Below are 24,528 nucleotides of genomic sequence, written 5' to 3' on the forward strand. Positions count from 1 at the left end.
TTAGAAATTATTATTTTTGTCGAAATAAACTAAAACAACAACACAATGGCTCATAATATAAAACCAGGAGTAGCGACAGGCGATCAGGTTCAGGAGATTTTTAATTATGCAAAAGAAAAAGGCTTTGCCTTACCAGCTGTAAACGTAACAGGATCAAGCACTATCAACGGTGTTATGGAAACTGCTGCTAAATTAAACGCACCTGTTATCATTCAGTTTTCAAATGGAGGCGCTTCCTTTAATGCCGGAAAAGGACTTTCTAACGAAGGGCAGAAATCGGCTATATTAGGAGCAATTGCAGGAGCAAAACACATTCACACGCTGGCAGAAGCTTATGGTGCTACGGTAATTTTACATACAGACCATTGTGCTAAAAATTTATTGCCATGGATTGACGGTCTGCTTGATGCCAGTGAAACGCATTTCAAACAAACCGGAAAACCGTTGTTCAGCTCTCACATGATCGATCTTTCCGAAGAGCCGATTGCAGAGAACATTGAGATCTCTAAGCGTTATTTAGAACGTATGAGCAAAATGGGAATGACACTGGAAATCGAATTGGGTATTACCGGCGGTGAAGAAGACGGTGTGGACAATTCTGATGTGGACAGTTCAAAATTATACACCCAGCCGGATGAAGTAGCTTTTGCTTATGAAGAACTGATGAAAATCAGCCCTCGTTTCACGATCGCTGCAGCATTTGGAAACGTTCACGGTGTTTACAAACCCGGAAATGTAAAACTAACCCCGAAAATCCTGAGAAATTCACAGGAGTATGTTCAGCAAAAATTCAACACTGGCCATAATCCGGTTGACTTTGTTTTCCACGGTGGTTCCGGTTCTACATTAGAAGAAATCAGAGAAGCGATTACCTATGGAGTAATCAAAATGAATATCGACACCGATTTGCAGTTTGCATTTACAGAAGGTGTTCGTGATTATGTTATTGAAAAAATAGATTATTTAAGAACTCAAATCGGGAATCCGGAAGGAGAAGAAGTTCCTAACAAAAAACATTATGACCCTAGAAAATGGGTTCGTGAAGGAGAAATTACGTTTAACACACGCTTGGAGCAAGCGTTTAAAGACCTGAATAACGTTAACACTTTATAATTTAAAGTAAACACCATTCGGGATTAATTCAAATATAAGACTATGGCTTGGTTTAAAAGAACAGCAAAAGGAATTCAAACCGCAACAGAAGATAAAAAAGACGTTCCTAAAGGACTTTGGTACAAATCTCCAACCGGAAAAATCATTGATTCAGAAGAATTAGCTAAAAATCTTTGGGTAAGTCCGGAAGACGGATACCATGTTCGTATTGGCAGTAAAGAATATTTTGAAATCTTATTTGACAATAATGAATTCAAAGAATTGGATGCCAACATGACTTCTAAAGATCCATTAAAATTCGTGGATACTAAAAAATACAGTGATCGTTTAAAAGACGCTATCGAAAAAACCAAGTTAAAAGACGCGGTAAGAACGGCTGTTGGAAAATCGAAAGGGAAAGACCTGGTTGTTGCCAGTATGGATTTCGCCTTTATTGGTGGTTCTATGGGGGCTGTGGTAGGTGAAAAAATTGCCCGTGCGATCGATTACTCTATCAAACACAAAGTTCCTTTTGTAATGATTTCCAAGTCCGGTGGTGCCCGTATGATGGAAGCGGCCTACTCACTAATGCAGTTAGCCAAAACATCGGCTAAATTAGCACAATTGGCAGAAGCAAAAATCCCGTACATTTCCTTATGTACCGATCCGACTACCGGAGGAACAACCGCTTCTTATGCGATGTTAGGTGATGTTAATATTGCCGAGCCGGGCGCTTTGATCGGTTTCGCAGGACCTCGTGTTGTTAAAGATACTACCGGGAAAGATTTACCGGAAGGATTCCAGACATCTGAATTCCTTTTAGAGCATGGTTTCCTTGATTTCATCACACCGAGAAAAGAATTGAAAGACAAGATTAATCTATACCTGGATCTGATTTTAGATCAGCCAGTACGATAATAAAAAAGCCCGGTTAAACCGGGCTTTTTTTATGACTTATTTCTTATTTTCTGTTCCCACTTCCAGGCAGAACCCAGAGCTTCTTCCAGAGTAGCTTCTGCTTTCCAGCCTAAAACCGCATTGGCTCTGTCTGTATTGGCATAGGCTTCTACAATATCTCCTTCTCTCCTGCCTACAATTTTATAGGGTAGTGGTTTTCCGCTTACTTTTTCAAAAGCCTGGATCACTTCCAGAACTGAGCTTCCGGTTCCGGTTCCCACATTGAAGGTTTCCACTTTTTCCAGGTTTTTATCTTCCAGCAGGCGCTTCATCGCCACAACATGTGCTTTTGCCAGATCGACTACATGGATATAATCACGCACACAGGTACCGTCGGCTGTTGGATAATCATCGCCGTAAACCGACAATTCATTTCGCAAACCTATTGCCGTTTGGGTAATGAATGGCACCAGGTTTTGAGGAACACCAACCGGCAATTCGCCTATTTCTGCCGTGGCATGCGCCCCGATAGGATTAAAATATCGCAGCAAAACAGCCTTTATCCCGGACACTTTTGCCACATCGCGGATGATTTCCTCTCCTATTCGTTTGGTGTTGCCATAAGGCGACATGGCCGGCTGTACCGAAGCACTTTCGGTAATCGGCATTTTTTCCGCCTGTCCGTAAACCGTACAGGAAGAACTGAAAATAAAACACGACTGCTCTTTTTGCTGCAATTCCTGCAGCAAATAAACCAGCGCGCCAATATTGTTTTCATAATAGAGTAACGGATTTTCGACACTTTCGCCCACTGCTTTTGAAGCGGCAAAATGAATCACTCCGGCAACATCGGTATACTGTTTGAAAAACCCGGCTACACTTGTTTTATCGCGCAAATCAAGCTGTACGAATACCGGTTTTTCCCCGGTGATCTTTTCAATACCTTCCAAAACATCAATTGACGAATTGGACAGATTATCGATGATAACCACTTCAAAACCCTGATTGTATAATTCTACTACGGTATGTGAACCTATAAAACCTAAACCTCCTGTTACAACTATTCTCATTTATTTTTTTAGTATTAAACCAGATTTTAACGAATACTATCCTAAGAATTCCAGAATACTGTCGGTTATGAATTTAATTTGCTCATCGTCTAATTCTGTATGCATCGGCAAGGAAATTACTTCATTAACCAATTCATTGGTTACCGGGAATGCTTCTTCCTTATAACGGGAATCGGTATAAGCTTTCTGGCTGTGTAACGGAATCGGGTAGTAAATGGCACAAGGAATACCTTTATCCAGTAAATGCTGCATTAAAGCATTTCTGTCGGTATTAAGGATGCGCAGGGTATATTGATGAAATACATGACTTCCGTCTTCACCTTTTACAAAAGGAGTAATAATATTCGGATGATTGGCTAAAGCCGCATCATATTTTTTAGCCGCCAGCTGGCGCGCCTCGTTATAGGCATCCAGTTTGGGCAGTTTTGCATTTAAAACCGCTGCCTGAACACTGTCCAGGCGGGAGTTAACCCCCACTACATCATGATGGTAACGCACGTACATTCCGTGGTTTACAATACCGCGCAATTTATAAGCCAGTTCATCATCATTGGTAAAAATAGCACCGCCATCGCCATAGCAGCCTAAATTTTTTGACGGGAAGAAAGAAGTAGAGGCTACATGCCCGATTGTTCCCACTTTCTTTTTTGTTCCGTCGGCATATTTATAATCGGCTCCGATTGCCTGTGCATTATCTTCAATTACATACAGGTTGTGTTCTTCTGCCAAAGCCATAATTGCTTCCATATTGGCCGCCTGTCCGAACATGTGAACCGGAACAATCGCTTTTGTTTTTGGCGTAATCGCTTTTTTAATTGCGTCTACCGAAATATTAAAAGTATCCACTTCCACATCTACCAAAACCGGTGTTAACTGCAATAATGCAATCACTTCCACGGTTGCGGCAAAAGTAAAATCGGCGGTAATTACCTCATCACCCGGTTTCAGGTCCAGCCCCATCATGGCAATCTGCAACGCATCGGTTCCGTTAGCACATGGAATAACGTGCTTTACTTCTAAATAATCTTCTAATGCTTTCTGGAATTGGTGTACCTGCGGACCGTTTATAAAAGTTGTGGTATCCAGAACTTCCTGGATGGATTGATTTACAGTTTCTTTTATCGCTTCATATTGACCTTTCAGGTCAACCATTTGTATTTTTTTCATCTGTTTACGTATTGTTTTTATTGTCACATGCTTTCAGACTGTAATAAAAAAATGCCATTACAAGACCTGTTTCATCTGAAAAAAAGTTTTTAAAACAAGCAAAAATAGTCATTTAATGAGTTTACACCAATCAAATTAACGTAAAGAACCGTAATTTAGCGACACAAATTTTCGCTTATGTTTTTTCTCTACGATTTATTAGTTCGATTCGTTGGTTTCCTCCTGAAATTCATTGCTTTACTGAGTCCGAAAATCAAACTTTTTGTGGAAGGCCGAAAAATTGTTTTCCCGGCATTAGCAACGGCAATACAGCCATCTGACAAAACGATCTGGTTTCATGCCGCTTCTCTGGGAGAATATGAACAGGGACTTCCGGTAATGGAAAAAATAAAAGAAAAATTCCCCGGCCATAAAATTGTCGTTACTTTCTTTTCGCCATCCGGCTACGAAGTACGAAAGAACAATACTACTGCCGATGCCACGGTTTACCTGCCTCTGGACACCAAAAGCAATGCTGTAGCTTTCCTGAAAGCCGTTCATCCCGATATGGCTTTTTTCATTAAATACGAATACTGGCCGAATTACCTGAACGAGCTGAAAAAGCAGGATATCCCGACCTATCTGATATCGGGGATTTTCAGGGAAAAACAATCGTTCTTTAAATGGTACGGCTCTTTTTACAGAAATGCCCTGAAAAGCTTTAACTACTTTTTTGTACAGAATGAAAAATCCAAACAACTATTGCAAAGCATTGGTTTTTCGAACGTAAAAGTTTCCGGCGATACCCGTTTTGACCGCGTAGCTGCAATACTGGAACGCGACAATACCCTGGATTTTATCGAAAGCTTTAAAAACGACAGTCCGGCAATTGTGATTGGCAGTTCCTGGCCAAAAGACGAAACCCTGCTGGTTAATTATATCAACAACACAAGCGATGCGGTAAAATTCATCATCGCACCACACAACATCAAACCGGAACAAATATTATCCTTACAAAACAGCATTACCAAAAAAACGGTACTGTTTTCTGAAAAAGAAGGAAAAGACCTTTCCGGTTATGACGTTTTTATTATCGATACCATAGGCATACTGACCAGGATTTACAGTTATGCCGACATTGCCTACGTTGGCGGCGGCTTTGGAAATCCCGGAGTACACAACATTCTGGAACCGGCCACTTTTGGCGTACCCATTGTAATTGGCCCCAACTATTCCCATTTTGCCGAAGCCACCGCTTTGGTGAACATGGAAGGCTGTATTCCCATTTCCGGTCAGCAGGAACTGAACGAAGCGTTCACCGACCTGATCCGCAATGTGGACATTCGTTATGAAAAAGGGCATATTTGCAGCACTTTCGTACAGATGAATAAAAACGCAACCAATAGTATTTTAAACCACATTATACATGAGCACCATCTTTAAACCGTTAACCAAAGCAGACATTCCTGAAGCAGTAACCCTGATGCGTGATTTTTATGCCATCGATAATTACCATATCGACCCGGCAACTTCGGAAGCGCTGTTTACAGAGTTTATCAGTAATGACAACCTGGGAAGAGCCTGGCTGATCTATTCCGATAACGAACTGATTGGCTATACCATTATCACTTTTATATTCAGTTTTGAATACAAAGGTCGGTATGCTTTTCTGGATGAACTATACCTATCCGAAAAGGCAAGAGGAAAAGGAATCGGGAAACAGGCAATCGAATTTATAAAAGCGGAAGCTCTTAAATTAAAGTTAAAAGTAATCTACCTTGAAGTGGAAAACCATAACGAAAATGCTCAAAAATTGTATCTTGCCCAGAATTTTACAGTACATCATCGTAAAATGATGAAATATATTGTAGCATAAACACCAAAAATCAATTAATACCGGTAACCCTATGATGTGCTTTTAACCAGAGCTCATTACAGCGTTCCGGCTGATTCATTACAAACAAATAAATAACAAACAGATGAAATTTTTAAGACTACTTGTCGTATTGTTCGTTTTACCCGTTTACGCCCAGCAAGGCGGAATGTGGATTCCCTCCTTACTAAAAGGAATGAACGAAAAGGAGATGAAAAACTTAGGGATGAAAATATCGGCTGCCGATATTTACGATGTAAACAAATCCAGTTTAAAAGATGCGGTTCCGCATTTTAACGGAGGCTGTACTTCCGAAGTGATTTCCTCAAAAGGTTTACTTTTAACCAACCACCACTGCGGTTATGGCGAAATCCAGTCGCACTCTACAATCGACCATGATTATCTTACAAATGGCTTTTGGGCTATGAAAATGGAAGATGAATTACCAAACAAAGACCTGGTGGTAACGTTCATTGTAAAAATAGAAGATATAACCAATAAGGTGTTAGAAGGTGTTGCCGCACTTCCTAACGAATTGGACAAACAAAAGAAAATTCAGGAAAACATCGGTATACTGAGCAGAACATTGCCAAAAGAATCCTGGCAGGAAAACAAGATCAGAACTTTCTATGACGGAAACCAATACATCCTTTTTGTAACGGAAACCTATAAAGACGTTCGTTTGGTTGGCGCACCGCCTTCATCTATCGGAAAATTCGGTTCGGATACAGACAACTGGGTTTGGCCGCGCCACACCGGAGATTTCTCTTTATTCCGGATCTATGCCGACAAAAACAACCGTCCGGCGGAATATTCCAAAGACAACGTTCCCTATACACCAAAACATTTCTTCCCGGTTTCTATAAAAGGGGTTAAGGAAAACGACTTTACTATGGTAATGGGATATCCGGGCAGAACCCAGGAATATTTGCCATCGTATGCTGTGGAGCAGATTGTAAACGACTTGAATCCTGCAAAAATTGAAGTTCGTGATGCGGCTTTAAAAGTACAGGACGGATTTATGCGTAAAGACAATGCTATCAAAATCCAGTATGCTTCCAAATATGCCAGTATTGCCAACTACTGGAAAAAATGGATCGGAGAAACCAAAGGTTTAAAAAAATCCAATGCGGTTGCCATCAAACAGAAATTCGAAAAAGACTTCCAGAACAAAGTGAACAAATCCGGTAAACAAACCGAATACGGAAACTTACTGGCTGACTTTAAAAAGAATTATGCCGACATTGCTCCGTATGCCCTGAGCAGGGATTATTTCACAGAAGTAGTGCTAAAAAATACTGAATTACTGAGCTTCGGACACCGTCTGTACCAGTTAGAGCAGGTGTATACCGCTAAAGGAGAACAAGCTTTTAACGACAGAAAAAACAATCTTATCGCCGGTTTTGAAGATTTGTATAAAGACTTCAATGCCAATGTTGATGAAAAAGTTTTCGAACAGTTAATTACCTTATACTCCACAAAGTCGCCAAAACAATTTTTACCGGCAGCTTTCAACACGGTTGATGCTAAAAACCTGACGGCAGAAGTGTACGGAAAATCAAAACTGACCAGCTATAACGGTTTAAAAGAATTATTAAGCGGTGATGCTAAAACGGTTATTGAAAAAATCAACCAGGACAAAGGCTATCAAACGGTAAAAGCAATGGCAGACAGCTACAACAAAAATGTAGCACCAAAATATGACGAGTTAAATCTGAAAAATATTGCTTTACAACGCACCTATATGAAAGCGATACTGGAGTTATTCCCTAACGATCGTCTTTTCCCGGATGCAAACAGCACATTGCGTGTAACCTATGGTAAAGTAAAAGGATACAACCCAAGCGATGCGGTAGTGTATGAACCGATGACTTTCCTGGACGGTGTCATGGAAAAATATGTACCGGGTGATTATGAGTTTGACGTACCGGAAAAACTAATCACTTTATACAACAATAAAGATTACGGACAATATGGCGAAAAAGGCAAAATGCCGGTTTGCTTTATCGGAACCAACCACACTACCGGAGGGAATTCCGGAAGCCCTGCTCTGGATGCGGAAGGTAACTTAATCGGACTGAATTTCGACCGTGTTTGGGAAGGAACGATGAGTGATATTTACTACGATCCGGCGATTTGCCGCAACATTATGGTGGACATCCGCTATGTTTTGTTCATTATTGACAAATATGCAGGCGCAAAACACCTTGTTGACGAGATGAAACTGGTACAAAACAAGAAAAAATAGTCGTTTTTTAACACTTTAACAAAACATTAAAAATCAGATAGTTACACTCTTAAACCCTTTGAAATCGGGCGTTTTTGACCATAATTATCTGATTTTTCAAAAAAAAAGTAAACCGGAGCGAAAAAATATTTTACGAAATATTATTACGTATTAAAAATTTTATATCTTTGCTCCGAATTAATAATTAACCTTTATAATTTAGTAAGATGAAAAAAGTTGTTTTAAGCTTAGCATTAGTAGCTATGATGAGTGTTTCTTTCGTTTCTTGTAAAGAAACTAAAACTGAAGAGCCTGTAACTGAAGAAGTTGCTGCTCCTGCTGAAGAGGCTGTAGAAGCTGCTGCTACTACTGTTGATTCTGCTGCTGCTACTACTGAAGCTGCTCCAGCTACTGACGCTGCTGCTGCTCCTGCTACTGAAGCTGCTGCTCCTGCTGCTGACGCTGCAAAAAAATAATTAGAACTTTCTAAGAATTTTAAAACCTCGCTATTGCGAGGTTTTTTTATGCCCTTTCGGCAGCTTTCTGTATTACTTTATCCGATGGATGCCCGATTGTTTTTACTTCACATCTTCTTGGTCCGCACCCCATCCGTTTGGGACCGCAGGAGGCAAGAACTGCCCCCAGCACAAGGAAACCTATCACTTTTTTCATATCATCATTCTATTTGGATATATTGCAATGCTTTCAGTCTGTCTAAATATTCCCGGCTATTGGACAACCTTGGTATTTTGTGCTGTCCTCCCAGTTTATCCTGTTCTTTCAACCAATCATAAAAAAGATTCGTTCGCGCCACATTCAACACTAACGGATTCAGTGTCATATTATTATACCGTTTCGCTTCATAATCGGAATTCAGGCTTTGCAGGGCTTCATCCAGGTTTTTACGAAACAGCTCTATATTTTCCGGTTTTTTACGGAACTCGATCATCCATTCATGTGCTCCTTTTTCGCGTCCTTTCATAAAAATAGGCGCTACCGTATAATCAATCACTTCCGAGCCGGTTTCATGACACGCCCTGGCGATTGCCCTGTCTGTGTTTTCCACCATCAATTCCTCTCCAAACACATTGATATGATGCTTGGTTCTTCCGGTAACTTTAATACGATAAGGATTCAGCGAAGTAAAACGAACCGTATCCCCTATTAAATAGCGCCACAAACCGGAATTGGTCGTAATCACTACCGCATAGTTCTTATTCAGCTGCACTTCCGATAACCGGATGGTTCGCTGCTGTAAGGTTCCAAAAGTATCCATCGGGATAAATTCATAGAAAATCCCGTAATCAAGCATCAGCAGTAAATCATCGGAATTGTTCAGATCCTGGATGGCAAAAAATCCTTCGGAAGCATTATAGATCTCATAATATTTAAAATCCGCTTTCGGCAGGATCCGCTTGTACTGTTCCCGGTACGGTTCAAAGCTCACTCCTCCGTGAAAGTAAACCTCAACATTAGGCCACAGTTCAAACAGATCGGTTTTTCCGGTTTCTTCCAATACGCGGTTCAGCAGCACCAGCATCCATGACGGAACACCGGCAAAACTGGTTACATTTTCCAGAACCGTTTCGTGAATGATCGCCTGTATTTTGGACTCCCATTCACTCATCAGGGAAACCTTATTACTTGGCGTACTGCTGAATTCTGCCCAAAAAGGCATATTATCAATCAGGATCGCCGAAAGATCGCCGAAAAAAGTATTGTTATCTTCATACAACTGCTTACTGCCGCCCAACCGCAGGCTTTTACCCGTAAACAGCTGTGAGTTTTCATTGTTATTCAGATACAGGCACAGCAAGTCCTTACTGGCTTTATAATGGCAGTCTTCCAACGCTTCGTTACTCACCGGAATAAATTTGCTTTTAGCATTGGTGGTACCACTGGATTTTGCAAACCATTTGATAGGCGTGTTCCAGAAAACGTTCTGCTCCCCTTTCCGGGTTCTTTCGATCAGCGGTTCGAGCTCTTCATAAGTCGATACCGGAATACGCTCCGAAAAGGTCTTGTAGCTCTTAATTGTTCCAAACTCATATTTCTGGCCAATAATTGTATTTTCTGCTGTTCTCAGCAAACTAAAAAGCAATTCCTCCTGTACTTCATTCGGGTATTTAAGAAACAATTCCATCTGGTGAATTCTCTTTTTTAATATCCAAGAAGCAATTGAGTTAATTATTGTTAATGCCATAATACTAGATTCCGGTTAAGAAGATTTGTTTTTGGGATAATTCAAATCAAAGTTTGTACTTTTACAACATTACCAAAAATAATAAAAAAACCGCAGTAACGACGCTGTTAACCTGCAAATCCTAACTCTTAAATCTGAATTTACAAAATGCAATACGAAGGCGTACTTACAAAAATGCAAACGGAAATAGGAAACCCGATCCAATATTATCTTGTTTTCGAAAATAGCTTTTTGAATGTCAACCAATTACTCAATAAAGAAATGGAGATTTCCTTCCAGGGATACCAATGTTTGAATTGCGGTAAGAAAAAAAAGATTTTCAGACAGGGTTTTTGCTACGACTGCTTTATGTCGAGTGCCTCAGCCGGAGACTGGATCATGAAACCGGAGCTAAGCACCGCACATCTGGACATTGAAGACCGCGACCTGGAATATGAAAAAAGAGTACAGTTACAGCCGCACATCGTTTACCTGGCACTTTCAAGTGAAGTAAAAGTGGGCGTAACCCGAAAAACACAGGTTCCGACCCGCTGGATCGATCAGGGCGCCATTGAGGCTGTTCCGATAGTAGAAGTACCGAACCGTTACCTGGCCGGAATTACCGAAGTTGCTTTAAAGGATCATTATTCGGACAAAACAAACTGGCGGAAAATGCTTCAGAATGAAATTCCAGCCATGGATATTATTTCCGAACGCAACAAACTGGAACCGCTTTTACCCGATGAAGTAAAAGAGTATTTCCACACAACACCCGAAAAAATGTACCATCTGGAATATCCCGTTTTACAATACCCGAAAAAAGTAAACAGTTTAAGCCTTGACAAAACACCTGTTTTTAACGGAAAATTAGCCGGTATTAAAGGACAATACCTGCTTTTTGAAGACGGCACCGTTTTTAACATCCGTACTTTTGAAGGTTATGTTGTAAAAATCACGTTATAAAAAAAGCCCCGCAATTGCGGGGGCTTTTTCTTTATTCTTGTTTTTTCTTCTTACCGAACAAATCTTTAATGGCATTTGTTGCGGCATTTTTAATATCGTCTTTCGGTTTTGTTTTGGTCGTATCGGCCGTAGTTCCGGTTCCGGTATTCTTCTTCCCTCCTCCTAAAAGGTTTTCCAAAGCCCCGGTTCCCTTGTTAATCAGCTTGTCTTTTTGCTGCTTGATTAACTGGTTCGAAATATTGGTAACCGCCTGGTTTAAGTCGGTAGATACTTTAGGACTTTTAAAGTTCCCGGTTAAGATAGCATTTACCGGTACGCTTTCTATTTTATTCGCATCTGAAGGCGATAATTTTGCCAGAAGCTTGTTCACATCCGATCCCAGGTATTTGGCCGGAACATCAAATTTCAGGTTATAATTCATGCTCTGGTCAAAGCCGTGCTGTCCGCCAACCGTTACTTTGATATCCTGGTATTTAATATCGAACGGTTTTACGTTTACTTTTCCGTTATCGAACGACAAATGGGCTTTCAGGTTGTTCAGGTTCAGCTTGTCCAGGTCTACGAATTTTAAATTGCTGTCCAGCGCATTCAGTAAATTGGAATTTTTCGCATTAACAGAAGTCGAAAGTAATTGCCCTACTAAATCTCCGGAAATTGTTTTTAAATCCGGCGTCATTTCCTTAGCATCCAGGTTACCCGACAGTTTAATGGTCGAATTCAGTTTACCGCTAATAACTCCGGCGATAGGCGCAATGGATTTCAACATGTCCAGCTGCGTAAACGATTTGGCAATATCCACGGTATTCAGTCCTAAATCCATATTAAAGGATGGCACAGCACCTTTAGTCGAAACAGTACCGTTTACCCCGATCTGACCGTCAAAAATATTGGTTTTCACATTTTCCAGTTTTACCGCTTCATCCTTAATGATCATTTTTCCGGAAACGGCTTTCAGGGTCAGGTTATCGTACACCACCGTATTGGCATTTGCCGTAATGGCACAATCCAGGAAGGCCGGAATTTTTACAGCTTCTTTCGGCTTCGCATTACCTTTTGTCGCTTCAGGCGTTGTTGGCGTCATAAAATCGGACACTAACAACTGATTGGAGTTCATGGTAAAGTTTCCTTTCAGCACTTGTTTTTTAAATACAAAACCATAGAAATTATCCAGTGTTCCGGTTACTTTAATATCTGATTTTCCGGTTACCGCATCCAGTTGGTTCAAACGGATCTGATTCGGATTAAAGGCAACGGTTGCCTGTTTGATCTGAATTGGTTTTGCCATTTCCGGACCGGCATAGTTGAATCCGGTAAGGCTGATATTTCCGGAATTCTGAATATTCTGATACTGGCTGGTTTCCACCGATTTCATATCGAATTTTGTCACTACATCGGCTTTTAGAATCCCCGATAACGGTTTTTCCAGTTTCACCGGATAGGCTTTTGTCACATTAGCCAGGTTGATAACACCTTTTAATTCGGCATTTACCAAAGCGTTTTGTGAAATATTTTTAATGTTTGCCTTCGCATTGAAAACATCCTGATCGATCCGGAACGACAATTTATCCAGATTTACATACGTATCGTTCATCAATCCGGTTTCGTTTATGATCCGGGTATCAATTACAATATTCTGAACCGATTTCGGCAAATCCGGATATTGGAAGGAAGCGTTATTGGACGCTATTTCAATATTGAATTTCGGGATTGTTGTATCGGTAAGCGCTCCTTTAACCGTTCCGTCTACTTTAAAATCACCGGTTGTTTTAACCGTATTCAGGTTGCCGGCATAGGCTTCCGGAACCAGTCCCAGGAAGTTTTTAAAGGACGATGTAGGCGTTTTGAATTTCAAGTCATATTCCTGCCCGTTTTTCAGCATTTGAATAAATCCGTCAAATTCCAACGGCAGCTGATTGATCAACGCCTTATTTTCTTTAAAGGTATATTTTTGTTTGTCCAGATCAATACCCAAAACAGCATCCAGATTCAGCGATACGTTTTTCATGTATTGCATCTTATCCATCACCAATGATAATTTTGCCGATGATTTTGTTACCAGATCCAGCTTTTGCGCGGCAAAATTACCGGTTCCTTCATGATCCAGGCTATCGACCACCATTTTGATTTTTGACTTTTCATCAAGATATGTGAATCGCAGGTTTTTTATTTCATATTTCTTAAGATTCAACGCAAACGGCTTACTCTCTGAAGGGTCATTTTCTTTTTCATCTTTTAAGGCAATGTCAAAATTTCCCACACCGTCTTTATTGAAGATGATGTTCACGACTCCGTTTTCGGAATAGAATCCGTCCACTTTCATCGTTTCCCCGTCTTTTTTAAAGAGTTCCTTAATGGACATTTTCAGGTTTACCTCACCGGCATAAAACAAGGTGTCGCCGGCAAAAGGCGCCTTATTAATGATGCTGATCTTATCAATGGTAACATTTGCATTCGGAAAGCTCTTAAACAGGCTTAAATCCACATCATCAAAAGCCACTTTGGCATCCACTTTATCATTAATGGCTTTTACCACCAATTCTTTTATTTTGTCTTTAAACAAAAACGGAACAGCGGCTAAGGTGATTATTGACAGCAATAAAAACACACCGAAACCTTTTAGAATTTTCTTTAACATAACTCGAAATATTTATCTTACGAATTTACTACAAAAATTAAACCAACTTATTTAATGCGAACAGAAAATAAGTTGGTTTAGTATAAAAATCGTTGAATAGTACGTTATTACGTCCGTTTCCGGAACCCGTTTTGTTTCAACACGATTACCGATGTTTGTGCTGTAGCATTTTTCTACAGTACGTTGGGGATTATCGGATCACTAACTGGAACGGCATTAACGCCTGTACGCCTCTTTGCTGATTGGCTTTTCTGATCTGCTCCAGAATCTGGTAGCTTTCTTCACCTATCTGTTCTTTGATCAAAGCTTCTCTTCCCTGGAACATGGATATTCCGGTAAAATTGTGAAGCATGTCCTGCAGCGTTTTATCATATTCCGGGAAACTTTCCGTTTTGTATTCTTTAATTTTGGCTAAAGAAGCTGCATGTTTGATGGCTTCATCCATACCGCCCATTTTGTCTACCAATCCTACTTTGATTGCATCTCTTCCTGCCCAGACACGTCCCTGCGCAATGCTGTCTACCTGTGCGAAAGTCATTTTTCTTCCGGTTGCCACACGGCTCACAAATGTTTTATAGATGTTTTCCACACCTTCTAAAACCACATTTTTGTAGTTCTCGTCAATCGGTTCAAAAACGCTGTATCCGGACGCATTCTGATGGGTTCTTACCTGTTCGGCATTGATCCCTATTTTTTTAGCCAGCGGACTAAAGTTCGGCAAGGTTCCGAATACCCCGATAGAACCGGTGATTGTATTGGGTTCTGCAAAAATAGTATTGGCATTGCAGGCAATATAATATCCGCCGGAAGCTGCCAGGTTACCCATGGAAACCACTACCGGTTTTTTCTTTTTGGTCAGTTCAATTTCTCTCCAGATCAGTTCCGATGTTAAGGCACTTCCACCCGGGCTGTCGATTCTCAAAACAATCGCTTTTACATTATCGTCATTACGGGCCGCTTCCAAAGAACGTCGCATTGAACCTTCACCAATGTAGGTTACATCCCCTTCACCCGATAAAATTTCACCCTGTGCATAAATAATGGCAATTCTGTCTTTCGTTGAATACTCTTCATTGGTCGTCGCTACATTACGGGCATAATCCAGTATGTTCACTTTATTGTATTCTTCTCCTTTTTCAACTTTTAAGGCTTTACGGATACCGTCATGGAATTCGTCTTCATAACCAATCTTATCGATCAGTTTTTTGTTTTTTGCCATTTCCGGAGTTCTTGCTCCAAGATTTGTTGCAATAACATTCAGACTGTCCACCGGTATTTTTCTGCTTTTCGAAATATCATCAACTACCGTTGTCCAGACAGAGTTTAATAAAACGGTCATTTGTTCCCGGTTTGCCGGACTCATTTCGTTTTCCAGAAACGGTTCTACAGCACTTTTATATTTTCCGTGACGGATAACTTCCATCTTGATCCCTGATTTTTCCTGAAAATCTTTGAAGAATAAGATTTCTGTAGACAGTCCTTTAAAGTCCAGCTCTCCCACCGGATTCACATAAAGTGTATCGGCAACAGAGTCTAAATAATATTCTCCCTGCGTATAGGCATTGGCGTAAGCCACAACAAATTTTCCTGATTTTTTAAATTCTTCCAGTTTGTTACGAACGGCTTTTCTTTGTGCCATTCCCAGCATGGAAGCATTGTTTACAATAGAAATCCCTTTGATCCGATCGTCTTTTTTAGCCGCATCGATTGCATTTAAAACATCGACTACACCATCGTGTTTTGCTTCAAAATAATTAAAATCGGTGAAGTTAAATTTTCCGCCATAATCATGCGTCACTTCAGACAAATCCAGTTCTATGACGGAATTATCTTTTACTTTTATCTTATCATTATCGCCTCCAAAGATTGCTCCGATCAGCACAATCCCAAAAAACAACATCATAAAAAAAACGAATAGTCCGACTACAGTTGCGATTACATTTCCTATAAATTTCATTTTATTTCTTTTTACTATAAGTAGTTTTTTTTCGATAAATGTTACAAAAGAAGTCAAAGAAAGCTGTTTGGCCCGGCTTTATCAAGAACTTATCAACACTTCCCACAAATATACTCCAATTCTAAAATTCTTTTAGTTATTTTGCCGTATGCGCAGTCAGAATCAAGTTGTATTATCATTAGGAAGCAATCAGGGAAATCGTTTGGAGAACATCCAGCAGTGTATCAATCTGATCCACAAAAGCATAGGAACCGTAATTCGCGTATCCCGCCTGTACGAAACACCCGCATGGGGTTTTGAAAGTGATGCTTTTTACAATTGCGCCATTGTGCTTCACACTTATTTTTCTGCCGAAACCATCCTTAAAAAGATTCTTTCTGCTGAAAAAAAGCTCGGAAGAACCCGGAACGAACAGCAAGGTTACCAGGCACGAATGATCGATGTAGACATTATTGCTTTTAACGAAACGGTAATAACTACTAACGAACTAACGATTCCGCATCCGCAAATGCAAAACCGTCTTTTTGTATTACTACCTTTTAAAGATTTAAATCTGGAATGGGAACATCCGGTTTTAAAGAAAAGTATTTCAGAGCTAATCGCCACTACAGCAGACACCAGCCACTGCACAATTGCCGGCAAGCTTGTTTCTCCGGTAGAGAAGTTTGAAATGCATCATTTTAATTATATTGCAATTGAAGGCAACATCGGCGCCGGAAAAACGACTCTGGCTACCAAAATTTCCGAAGATTTTAACGGCAAACTGATTCTGGAGGGTTTTGCCGACAATCCGTTTTTACCCAAATTCTATAAAGATCAGGCCCGTTATGCGTTTCCGCTGGAAATGTCATTTTTAGCCGATCGTTATTTGCAGTTGTCGGATGACCTGGCACAGTTTGATTTGTTTAAAGATTTTATCGTTGCCGACTATCACATTTTTAAATCGCTGATTTTTGCAAAAGTGACGTTAGGGTCGGACGAGTTCCGCCTGTATAAAACCATGTTTGACATTATCTATAAAGAAATGCCCAAACCGGGATTGTATGTATACCTCTACCAAAACACAGAACGCTTACTGCAAAACATCAAAAAAAGAGGCCGTTCTTATGAACAGGAAATTCCCGCAGAATACCTGGACAAAATTAACCGCGGCTATCTGGATTATATCAAATCGCAGACGAGCCTTAATGTGTTGATTATTGATGTTTCCGACTATGATTTTGTGGAAAACCAGGAAGATTACCTGAGCATTCTGGAACAGATCCAGGAAAAAATGCAGTCTTAACCGGGAAACTGCAGTTTTTTAAATAAATCCCAAACCACAATTCCGGCACTAACCGAAATATTCAACGAGTGTTTCGTACCCAATTGCGGAATTTCAATTGTTCCGTCACATTCATGGATTGCCTGCTGCGAAACGCCTTTTACTTCGTTTCCAAAAACCAGTGCATATTTCTTACCGGTTTCCGGTGTGAAATCCTGCAATAAAACGGAGTGTTCCACCTGTTCAATCGCAAAAACAGCAACCTTTTCTTTTTTCAGGTTTTCAATTACTTCCAGGACGTCTTTGGCATATTCCCAGCTTACCGTATCGGTTGCGCCCAATGCAGTTTTGTGGATCTCTTTATTGGGAGGCGTTGCCGTGATACCGCACAAATAGATTTTTTCAATTAAAAAAGCATCAGCTGTTCTAAAAACCGAACCGATATTGTGCAGGCTGCGGATATCGTCCAGTATAATGATAATTGGTGTTTTTTCCGCTTCCTTAAATTCCGCTACATTCTTTCTTTCTAATTCGCTATTGGCAAGTTTTCTCATCTTGTTGTAAATAATTGAGGGCAAAATTAATTATAAAATTTGACAGAATCCCCGAATGTTTTTCTTTTTGCTTTTAAAACATTATGTTCAAAACATCTTATTTTTCTATTATAAAAAATCCTTAATTTCGCTCTTTACGAATATTTAAATCTTTAAGCCTTGTCAACAAAAGAAAAAACTCCGAAAGAAACGCCCCTAATGAAGCAATATAATGAAATCAAAAGGAAATATCCCGATGCCTGTTTGCTGTTCCGTGTGGGTGATTTTTACGAAACTTTTGGTGACGATGCTGTTCGTGCTTCCCAGATTTTAGGAATCACCCTGACCAAACGCGGTGCCGGTTCGGATTCTGAAACCGCTTTAGCCGGATTCCCGCACCATTCGTTAAATACGTATTTGCCCAAACTGGTAAAAGCCGGACTTCGTGTTGCGATTTGCGACCAGCTGGAAGATCCCAAGATGACCAAGACCATCGTGAAACGCGGGGTTACAGAACTGGTTACTCCGGGTGTAGCGCTAAACGATGAAGTGCTTAGCTCCAAATCCAATAACTTCCTGGCTTCCGTTCATTTTGGCAAAAAACTTTTAGGTGTATCTTTTCTTGATGTTTCTACCGGAGAGTTTTTAACCTCACAGGGTAATGAAGAATATATCGACAAGCTGTTGCAGAATTTCAGTCCGAGTGAAATCCTGGTTCAGAAAAACCATAAAAATCAGTTTAAAGCGGCTTTTGGCGAAAATTTCCATGCTTTCTTCCTGGAAGACTGGATCTTTAAAGAAGACTATGCTTTTGAAACGCTGACGAATCATTTCCAGACCAATTCATTAAAAGGGTTTGGTATTGAAGAACTTCCGGAGGGCTTAATCGCTTCGGGAGCTATTTTATATTATTTATCGGAAACACAGCATAACAAAATACAACATATCACTTCCATTCACCGTATCGCCGAAGATGCCTATGTGTGGATGGACCGTTTTACAATCCGGAACCTGGAATTATACCACAGTACGAATCCGAATGCCGTAACGCTTTTAGACGTTATCGACAGAACGCTTTCGCCTATGGGAAGCCGTTTGCTGAAACGCTGGCTGGCACTTCCGCTGAAAGATGCGCAACGCATTAAAGACCGCCATGAAGTAGTGGCTTATTTCAAGGAAAACGGAGACGAGTTACAAAAAGTACAGTATCAGATTAAACAGATATCCGACCTGGAGCGTCTGATCTCAAAAGTAGCTACCGGAAAAGTAAGTCCGCGCGAAATTGTATATATGTGCAACTCGCTGGATGCTATTGTCCCGATCAAAACGCTGGCAATGGAAAGCACCAATGCTTCGTTGCGAAATATCGGAGACAAATTAAACGCCTGCGAAGTACTGCGTGAAAAAATCAAAGCGACTTTAAATCCGGAAGCACCGGTTTCGATCAATAAAGGAAACGCTATTGCAACCGGAATCCACGAAGAACTGGACGAGCTGCGCAGTATCGCTTTTTCCGGAAAAGAATACCTGGAAGCACTGGAAGCACGCGAAAGTTCGAAAACCGGAATTCCTTCTTTAAAAATATCCTTTAACAACGTTTTCGGGTATTATATTGAGGTTCGTAACACACATAAAGACAAAGTTCCTGCCGAATGGATCCGCAAGCAGACCTTGGTGAATGCCGAGCGTTATATTACGGAAGAGTTAAAAGAATACGAAAGCAAAATCCTGGGCGCTGAAGAGAAGATCTACAAACTGGAAGTAGAACTATTCGAACAGCTGGTGCTCTGGATTTCGACTTATATCAAAGTAGTTCAGCTAAACGCTAATTTAGTAGCGCAGCTGGATTGCCTTACCTCTTTTACGCAGCTGGCAATCGAAAACAATTATATACAGCCGGTACTGGACGAGAGTTTTGAACTGGATATTAAAAACGGACGCCATCCGGTAATTGAAAAGCAGTTACCAGTGGGTACGCCTTATATTGCCAATGATGTTTTCTTAGACAACAAAACGCAGCAAATTATCATGATTACCGGACCGAACATGTCGGGTAAATCAGCCATATTGCGTCAGACAGCCCTTATTGTATTACTGGCACAGATGGGCAGCTTTGTTCCGGCTGAAAGTGTGCGAATGGGCATAGTCGATAAAATCTTTACCCGTGTGGGCGCTTCCGACAATATTTCGATGGGAGAATCGACGTTTATGGTGGAAATGAATGAAACGGCATCTATTTTGAATAATATTTCCAACAGAAGTCTTGTTCTGCTGGACGAAATCGGCCGCGGAACGAGTACTTATGACGGTATTTCCATTGCCTGGGCCATTGCCGAATATCTACATGAACATCCGGCAAAACCAAAAACATTGTTTGCCACACATTACCACGAACTGAATGAGATGGAAGTGATCTTTGAAGGGGTTCAGAATTTCAACGTTTCCGTAAAGGAATTAAAGGATACGGTATTATTCATCCGTAAACTGGTAAAAGGCGGCAGTGCGCACAGTTTTGGTATCCATGTGGCTAAAATGGCCGGTATGCCGCAAACGGTAATCCAGAAAGCCCAGAAGTTATTAAAGAAACTGGAAAAAGATCATTCGAGCGAAGCTTTAGCCGGTGTTAAGTCGGATAAAGAAGAAATGCAGCTGAGTATTTTCAATCTGGACGATCCGCTACTGGAAGAAATCAAAGAAGAGATTCTCAATATTGACATCAATACGCTGACTCCTGTGGAGGCTTTAATGAAGCTAAACGAGATTAAACGGATGTTAACCAAAAAATAATTTATTTTTAAACCAAAGGTTATCAATAAATTAAAAAAAAGTTTTGTTTTTTTTCTGAATATTTCTTGTGTAATTAGATTTATGTACTAAATTTGCATCCGCAATACAGAACAAGTATAGCGAAGTTCAAAAAGAGAATGAAAATGCGAAAATAGCTCAGTTGGTAGAGCGCAACCTTGCCAAGGTTGAGGTCGCGGGTTCGAATCCCGTTTTTCGCTCAACTACCTTACAATGCTCGAGTGGTGGAATTGGTAGACACGCTGGACTTAAAATCCAGTGAACAGTAATGTTCGTGCGGGTTCAAGTCCCGCCTTGAGTACAAAAGCTTCAAACTAACGTTTGGAGCTTTTTTTATTTATATAAATATCACATTTTCACGCACTTTTGTTATTTCTTAAAGTTTTACGAAATTCTCAAATTGTAGTCTTTATTTTACACCGTTGCACTTTATCGATTATTTACATCCGTTTAAAGATTTATTAACGTAATCATAATAATCGGGTATATATTCGTCACATCCATAAAGATTATACCAGAAACGTTGATAACATAGCAAAATGAAACCCTTCAAAATTATTGTTTGTTCTTTATTATTTTCATCACAATTATTCGCCCAGGGGCAGAGTAATTCCAATAAAACATATAAATTACCGCAAAGTAACGGTTTAAGCTTTACTACATTCGATTCAGGCGTAAATACTGAGTTATCCGAAGTAGGAACAGCTTTCTTTATGAACAAGTACCTTATTTTGTCCAACAAAAAAAGAGGGTTTGCCAAAGTTTCCGTTGATCCGGTAACGAACACGCCTTACAACAATCTTTTCTGTACCGATCTTGACAAAAACGGAAATCTTTTACGTCCGGTTATTTTCTCGAAATTACTGGATGCCGATACCGATGAAGGCGGAGTGACTTTTTCTCCGGATGAGAAAACAATTTACCTAACAAAAGCGAAAGAAAACAATCCTAATCAATATTCGCTTCAAAAGGCGACGCTTGACCTGGAAACAAAAGGATACTGGAAAGATATCCAGGAACTATCAATAAACGGTGATTATTCAATCGAAACGCCTTATATGAATGCTAACGGCAAGAAGATTTACTTCGCGTCGGATATGAAAGGTGGTTTTGGAGGATTTGATATTTACAGTGCCGATGTACTTGCTGACGGAACATTGAAAAATGTAACCAATTTGGGTCCGACGGTAAACTCCGATAAAGACGAGAAATATCCTTATGCTACTGCAGACCAGAAATACATTTATTTTTCTTCCAAAGGACACGAGACTTTTGGCGGATATGATGTTTTCAGAGTTTCTTTAACAAACAAGGCTATCACCAATCGTTCCAACCTGGGAGAAACCATCAACACTCATAATGATGAGATTGCGTTTACCTTCAGCAATAACGCTAAGGGATATATTTCTTCGAACAGAAAGGCCGACAAGTCCGATTTTGACATTTACAAATTCGAATTAGTAGAACTAGAACAAAATTTCAATGCCGTAGTAGAAGAAAGCATCACTAAAACTGCTTTACCCAATGCCAGCATCGTTATTAAAAATGAGTTTGGCGAAATCATCAAGAAAACAACATCTGATGCTCATGGTAACATTGCCCTGAAAATGAATCCGCTATCGGCTTACAGCATCGAAACAAACAAAGAAGGTTATCTGCCGAATACTATATTTTTCAAACCGGACGGTAACGCCACACATTACAACAAACACATTGCCCTAGTTCAGACAAAAGCCAACATAACAGACAGCGCTATTGAAATTGAGAATATCTATTTCGATTTTAACAAAGCATCGCTACAAAAAGAATCAGAGCTTTCGTTAAACAAAATTATCGATGCCCTGGAAGCGAATCCGGACATGAAGATCAACATCAATGCACATACGGATTCCAAAGGAAAAGCAGATTACAACATGACCTTATCCGAAAAACGTGCTGCAGCAGCTTACGCTTATCTTATACAGCACGGTGTTAGTGAGAACCGCCTGGCTTACAAAGGATACGGTAAAACACAATTAAAGTTTAAATGCAAAGGGAATTGTTCCGAAGAGCAGGAAAGCAAAAACAGAAGAGTAGAATTTATAATACAAAAATAGAATCATGAAAAAATTAATTTTAGCGGGAATTATTTCTGTTTCCGTTTTATCAGCATCATGCTCAGGAGGTTGGAACTGCAAATCAAGTTATGTTAAAAACGACGTAGCGAAAAAGAAAGAAATGCAGAAAGAAGCATAAAGAAAAGTCCCGTAAATCGGGACTTTTTTGTTAGTTTTGCCGTCCGAATTTTACAAGAAAGCAGCACTAAATGGGAGCATTTGTTATTACAAAAAGAGAAAACGGACAGTATCGTTTTAATTACACTTCCAGGAAAGGTAAGATAATTTTAACCGGAGCCAGCTACAATCAGAAAGTAGAATGCGTGAGAGACATCCAGATCATGAAGATCTATTTTGAGAAGATGTTATTTCTCCGATTTAAGACTTCCAGCGGCAAGTATTTTTTCAGAGTGGTGGTTCAGGATCAGATTTGCGCTACCAGCAGAAAATTCACCACCGAATTGCGTATTGCGAAAGGTATTGAAGAGATACAGCGCAATGTTGAAGCCGCAGAAGTGCTGGATTTTACCGAAGAGATATTCTTTTAAGTCATCGCTTTAAAAATAACCTCACATTTATCGGGCCGATAATCCTCCTTACCTCAGCAATATACCGTATTCTCTGTATTTTTTTTCATTCGTATTCCTTAAGAAAGCTTGTGAAATTAAAATTTAATACTACCTTTGCAACGCAATACAGAAACGTATCGCATTATTCTCAAAATCGATTTTATATTTTCAAAGAATATAAGCTTGAGTGGTGGAATTGGTAGACACGCTGGACTTAAAATCCAGTGAACAGTAATGTTCGTGCGGGTTCAAGTCCCGCCTTGAGTACAAAAGCTCCAAACATAGTTTGGAGCTTTTTTTTGTTTTATAGCTGTTTGCAAATTGTGGGTTCTTGCCTTAATAGGTCTTTACTTATGGCCTGCTGTTATTTATAAATAACCTCCTATAAGCTTATTATACAATCTGATTAATTATTTCTATAAATACATAAGAAGGTTTAAAGGGCAAACCATATCCCATAACCATATCCCATAACCATATCCCATAACCATATCTAATATTAGTCATAACTCCATTTATAAAGATATCCATTGAAAATTAGAAATTCCATCTATCGACATTTAAGCGTATAAAAAATCAAAGCCTCTTTAAAAGAGGCTTTGATTTTTTATTCATTGTAAATATAAAATAAATTCTATTCAGCGTTATAATCTGCTAAACTAGTTACTTCTTCTGGTTCTTGATATTTTTCTACTTCAATAAGTTTACCTTCATCTATCACAGTCCCTACAGACAAATCTACGGGATGATACCAGACACCAGTATCAGAATCAAAACTTTTCCTATAAATGATTTTCAACCCTTCATTGGTTTCCGAAACATAAAAGATTGAAGAAAAATAAAGATCTCTTCCTCCTTCAGATGTATAACCTACATAACACGCATATAAATCGCTACCTGTAACAATACGTTTCAAAGCATCTCCCAATATAGGTCCCTGATAATACTTGATTTGAAATAAGGTCCGAGGTATAGCAGCAATAGAGTTTTTCTCAAAAGCTTTTATCTCTTCCTCTGTAAAATATTGCAGGTTTTCTTCTGCAATTCCTCTAACAAACAAACTACCAGAATCACGCGAATGGTAAAACTTAAGTGCTTTATTTTTTAATAAATCGAACTCTTCATCTGTTACAGAAGACAAATATTCATTACGGTTACAATCATATTCGCTTTCAATAAAGCTTTCAATAAATTCTTTTATTCTATCCATATTTATTTT

General features: G+C 39.7%; 20 protein-coding genes and 3 tRNA genes. 15 read left to right on the plus strand and 8 right to left on the minus strand.

Going from position 1 to position 24,528, the window contains the following annotated elements:
• Positions 1-45: 45 nt before the first annotated feature.
• Both fbaA and accD read left to right on the plus strand, forming a co-directional pair.
• The gene (gene fbaA, locus B3394_RS12350; RefSeq protein WP_177731995.1) at positions 46-1,113 is read left to right on the plus strand and encodes a class II fructose-bisphosphate aldolase; all 1,068 of its coding nucleotides are present in this window, start codon (positions 46-48) and stop codon (positions 1,111-1,113) included.
• Between the two features lie 42 nt (positions 1,114-1,155).
• A complete protein-coding gene (accD, locus tag B3394_RS12355; RefSeq protein WP_177731993.1) occupies positions 1,156-2,010 on the plus strand; it encodes an acetyl-CoA carboxylase, carboxyltransferase subunit beta in 855 nt (284 codons plus the stop codon).
• A 29-nt stretch (positions 2,011-2,039) separates the two neighbouring features.
• Here accD and galE read toward each other — a convergent pair whose 3' ends face one another.
• Both galE and B3394_RS12365 read right to left on the minus strand, forming a co-directional pair.
• Positions 2,040-3,059, minus strand: coding sequence for a UDP-glucose 4-epimerase GalE (galE, locus tag B3394_RS12360; protein ID WP_286923888.1), 1,020 nt, complete (start codon positions 3,057-3,059; stop codon positions 2,040-2,042).
• A gap of 36 nt (positions 3,060-3,095) precedes the next feature.
• A complete protein-coding gene (locus tag B3394_RS12365) occupies positions 3,096-4,226 on the minus strand; it encodes a DegT/DnrJ/EryC1/StrS family aminotransferase (protein ID WP_177731987.1) in 1,131 nt (376 codons plus the stop codon).
• A gap of 177 nt (positions 4,227-4,403) precedes the next feature.
• Here B3394_RS12365 and B3394_RS12370 point away from each other — a divergent pair, with 177 nt between their 5' ends.
• From B3394_RS12370 to B3394_RS12385, 4 genes are all read left to right on the plus strand, one after another.
• On the plus strand, positions 4,404-5,648 hold the full coding sequence (locus B3394_RS12370) for a 3-deoxy-D-manno-octulosonic acid transferase (RefSeq protein WP_286923896.1): 1,245 nt from the start codon (positions 4,404-4,406) through the stop codon (positions 5,646-5,648).
• Positions 5,632-6,081: a GNAT family N-acetyltransferase gene (locus tag B3394_RS12375; protein WP_273245545.1), complete on the plus strand. Its 450-nt coding sequence runs from the start codon at positions 5,632-5,634 to the stop codon at positions 6,079-6,081. Before B3394_RS12370 ends, B3394_RS12375 begins: the two co-directional genes overlap by 17 nt.
• A gap of 103 nt (positions 6,082-6,184) precedes the next feature.
• Positions 6,185-8,326: a S46 family peptidase gene (locus B3394_RS12380; RefSeq protein ID WP_286924067.1), complete on the plus strand. Its 2,142-nt coding sequence runs from the start codon at positions 6,185-6,187 to the stop codon at positions 8,324-8,326.
• A gap of 206 nt (positions 8,327-8,532) precedes the next feature.
• Complete coding sequence (locus B3394_RS12385; protein ID WP_273245541.1) at positions 8,533-8,781, plus strand: hypothetical protein; 249 nt, start codon at positions 8,533-8,535, stop codon at positions 8,779-8,781.
• 46 nt (positions 8,782-8,827) lie between these two features.
• On the opposite strand, the gene B3394_RS12390 is transcribed toward B3394_RS12385, so the two are convergent.
• Together B3394_RS12390 and B3394_RS12395 are read right to left on the minus strand one after the other, a co-directional pair.
• A complete protein-coding gene (locus B3394_RS12390) occupies positions 8,828-8,977 on the minus strand; it encodes a hypothetical protein (protein ID WP_286924075.1) in 150 nt (49 codons plus the stop codon).
• A gap of 4 nt (positions 8,978-8,981) precedes the next feature.
• A complete protein-coding gene (locus tag B3394_RS12395; RefSeq protein WP_177731973.1) occupies positions 8,982-10,508 on the minus strand; it encodes a GH3 auxin-responsive promoter family protein in 1,527 nt (508 codons plus the stop codon).
• A 147-nt stretch (positions 10,509-10,655) separates the two neighbouring features.
• On the opposite strand from B3394_RS12395, the gene B3394_RS12400 reads away from it, so the two are divergent.
• The gene (locus B3394_RS12400; RefSeq protein ID WP_177731970.1) at positions 10,656-11,450 is read left to right on the plus strand and encodes a DUF2797 domain-containing protein; all 795 of its coding nucleotides are present in this window, start codon (positions 10,656-10,658) and stop codon (positions 11,448-11,450) included.
• 31 nt (positions 11,451-11,481) lie between these two features.
• Here B3394_RS12400 and B3394_RS12405 read toward each other — a convergent pair whose 3' ends face one another.
• Together B3394_RS12405 and sppA are read right to left on the minus strand one after the other, a co-directional pair.
• On the minus strand, positions 11,482-14,085 hold the full coding sequence (locus tag B3394_RS12405) for an AsmA family protein (RefSeq protein WP_286924079.1): 2,604 nt from the start codon (positions 14,083-14,085) through the stop codon (positions 11,482-11,484).
• Positions 14,086-14,275: 190 nt separating this feature from the next.
• Complete coding sequence (gene sppA, locus B3394_RS12410) at positions 14,276-16,042, minus strand: signal peptide peptidase SppA (RefSeq protein ID WP_177731964.1); 1,767 nt, start codon at positions 16,040-16,042, stop codon at positions 14,276-14,278.
• 148 nt (positions 16,043-16,190) lie between these two features.
• Here sppA and folK point away from each other — a divergent pair, with 148 nt between their 5' ends.
• A complete protein-coding gene (folK, locus tag B3394_RS12415; protein ID WP_286924087.1) occupies positions 16,191-17,327 on the plus strand; it encodes a 2-amino-4-hydroxy-6-hydroxymethyldihydropteridine diphosphokinase in 1,137 nt (378 codons plus the stop codon).
• Here folK and B3394_RS12420 read toward each other — a convergent pair.
• Positions 17,324-17,860, minus strand: a complete 537-nt coding sequence (locus tag B3394_RS12420; protein WP_286924091.1) for an RNA methyltransferase — start codon at positions 17,858-17,860, stop codon at positions 17,324-17,326. The two genes, folK and B3394_RS12420, sit on opposite strands and share 4 nt — an antisense overlap.
• A 159-nt stretch (positions 17,861-18,019) precedes the next feature.
• On the opposite strand from B3394_RS12420, the gene mutS reads away from it, so the two are divergent.
• The 7 genes from mutS (at position 18,020) to B3394_RS12455 (ending at position 23,576) form a co-directional block, all read left to right on the plus strand.
• Positions 18,020-20,626, plus strand: a complete 2,607-nt coding sequence (gene mutS / locus B3394_RS12425) for a DNA mismatch repair protein MutS (protein WP_273245529.1) — start codon at positions 18,020-18,022, stop codon at positions 20,624-20,626.
• Positions 20,627-20,771: 145 nt separating this feature from the next.
• Positions 20,772-20,844, plus strand: a tRNA-Gly gene (locus B3394_RS12430).
• Between the two features lie 15 nt (positions 20,845-20,859).
• Positions 20,860-20,945, plus strand: a tRNA-Leu gene (locus tag B3394_RS12435).
• A gap of 238 nt (positions 20,946-21,183) precedes the next feature.
• Positions 21,184-22,740 (plus strand): OmpA family protein, encoded by a 1,557-nt coding sequence (locus B3394_RS12440; RefSeq protein ID WP_177731951.1) that lies wholly within the window; start codon positions 21,184-21,186, stop codon positions 22,738-22,740.
• A 4-nt stretch (positions 22,741-22,744) separates the two neighbouring features.
• The gene (locus tag B3394_RS12445; RefSeq protein ID WP_262888438.1) at positions 22,745-22,879 is read left to right on the plus strand and encodes a hypothetical protein; all 135 of its coding nucleotides are present in this window, start codon (positions 22,745-22,747) and stop codon (positions 22,877-22,879) included.
• A 70-nt stretch (positions 22,880-22,949) separates the two neighbouring features.
• Positions 22,950-23,288, plus strand: coding sequence for a DUF1508 domain-containing protein (locus B3394_RS12450; RefSeq protein WP_177731948.1), 339 nt, complete (start codon positions 22,950-22,952; stop codon positions 23,286-23,288).
• Between the two features lie 202 nt (positions 23,289-23,490).
• Positions 23,491-23,576 (plus strand) — tRNA-Leu (locus B3394_RS12455).
• A 367-nt stretch (positions 23,577-23,943) separates the two neighbouring features.
• Here the strand turns inward: B3394_RS12455 and B3394_RS12460 are convergent.
• A complete protein-coding gene (locus B3394_RS12460) occupies positions 23,944-24,519 on the minus strand; it encodes a hypothetical protein (RefSeq protein WP_286924143.1) in 576 nt (191 codons plus the stop codon).
• Positions 24,520-24,528: the final 9 nt, after the last annotated feature.

The organism is Flavobacterium sp. UBA4197 (assembly GCF_002379575.1).
GTDB classification, from domain to species: Bacteria; Bacteroidota; Bacteroidia; order Flavobacteriales; family Flavobacteriaceae; genus Flavobacterium; species Flavobacterium inviolabile.

Excerpts from the sequence above, each read along its gene's own strand:
- B3394_RS12460 (WP_286924143.1), bottom strand. The coding sequence starts at position 24,519 with ATGGATAGAATAAAAGAATTTATTGAAAGCTTTATTGAAAGCGAATAT.
- B3394_RS12375 (WP_273245545.1), top strand. The coding sequence starts at position 5,632 with ATGAGCACCATCTTTAAACCGTTAACCAAAGCAGACATTCCTGAAGCA.
- B3394_RS12365 (WP_177731987.1), bottom strand. The coding sequence starts at position 4,226 with ATGAAAAAAATACAAATGGTTGACCTGAAAGGTCAATATGAAGCGATA.
- galE (WP_286923888.1), bottom strand. The coding sequence starts at position 3,059 with ATGAGAATAGTTGTAACAGGAGGTTTAGGTTTTATAGGTTCACATACC.
- B3394_RS12450 (WP_177731948.1), top strand. The coding sequence starts at position 22,950 with ATGGGAGCATTTGTTATTACAAAAAGAGAAAACGGACAGTATCGTTTT.
- B3394_RS12405 (WP_286924079.1), bottom strand. The coding sequence starts at position 14,085 with ATGTTAAAGAAAATTCTAAAAGGTTTCGGTGTGTTTTTATTGCTGTCA.
- B3394_RS12370 (WP_286923896.1), top strand. The coding sequence starts at position 4,404 with ATGTTTTTTCTCTACGATTTATTAGTTCGATTCGTTGGTTTCCTCCTG.
- B3394_RS12420 (WP_286924091.1), bottom strand. The coding sequence starts at position 17,860 with ATGAGAAAACTTGCCAATAGCGAATTAGAAAGAAAGAATGTAGCGGAA.
- B3394_RS12440 (WP_177731951.1), top strand. The coding sequence starts at position 21,184 with ATGAAACCCTTCAAAATTATTGTTTGTTCTTTATTATTTTCATCACAA.
- fbaA (WP_177731995.1), top strand. The coding sequence starts at position 46 with ATGGCTCATAATATAAAACCAGGAGTAGCGACAGGCGATCAGGTTCAG.
- B3394_RS12445 (WP_262888438.1), top strand. The coding sequence starts at position 22,745 with ATGAAAAAATTAATTTTAGCGGGAATTATTTCTGTTTCCGTTTTATCA.
- folK (WP_286924087.1), top strand. The coding sequence starts at position 16,191 with ATGCGCAGTCAGAATCAAGTTGTATTATCATTAGGAAGCAATCAGGGA.
- accD (WP_177731993.1), top strand. The coding sequence starts at position 1,156 with ATGGCTTGGTTTAAAAGAACAGCAAAAGGAATTCAAACCGCAACAGAA.
- B3394_RS12380 (WP_286924067.1), top strand. The coding sequence starts at position 6,185 with ATGAAATTTTTAAGACTACTTGTCGTATTGTTCGTTTTACCCGTTTAC.
- B3394_RS12395 (WP_177731973.1), bottom strand. The coding sequence starts at position 10,508 with ATGGCATTAACAATAATTAACTCAATTGCTTCTTGGATATTAAAAAAG.
- B3394_RS12390 (WP_286924075.1), bottom strand. The coding sequence starts at position 8,977 with ATGAAAAAAGTGATAGGTTTCCTTGTGCTGGGGGCAGTTCTTGCCTCC.
- B3394_RS12385 (WP_273245541.1), top strand. The coding sequence starts at position 8,533 with ATGAAAAAAGTTGTTTTAAGCTTAGCATTAGTAGCTATGATGAGTGTT.
- sppA (WP_177731964.1), bottom strand. The coding sequence starts at position 16,042 with ATGAAATTTATAGGAAATGTAATCGCAACTGTAGTCGGACTATTCGTT.
- B3394_RS12400 (WP_177731970.1), top strand. The coding sequence starts at position 10,656 with ATGCAATACGAAGGCGTACTTACAAAAATGCAAACGGAAATAGGAAAC.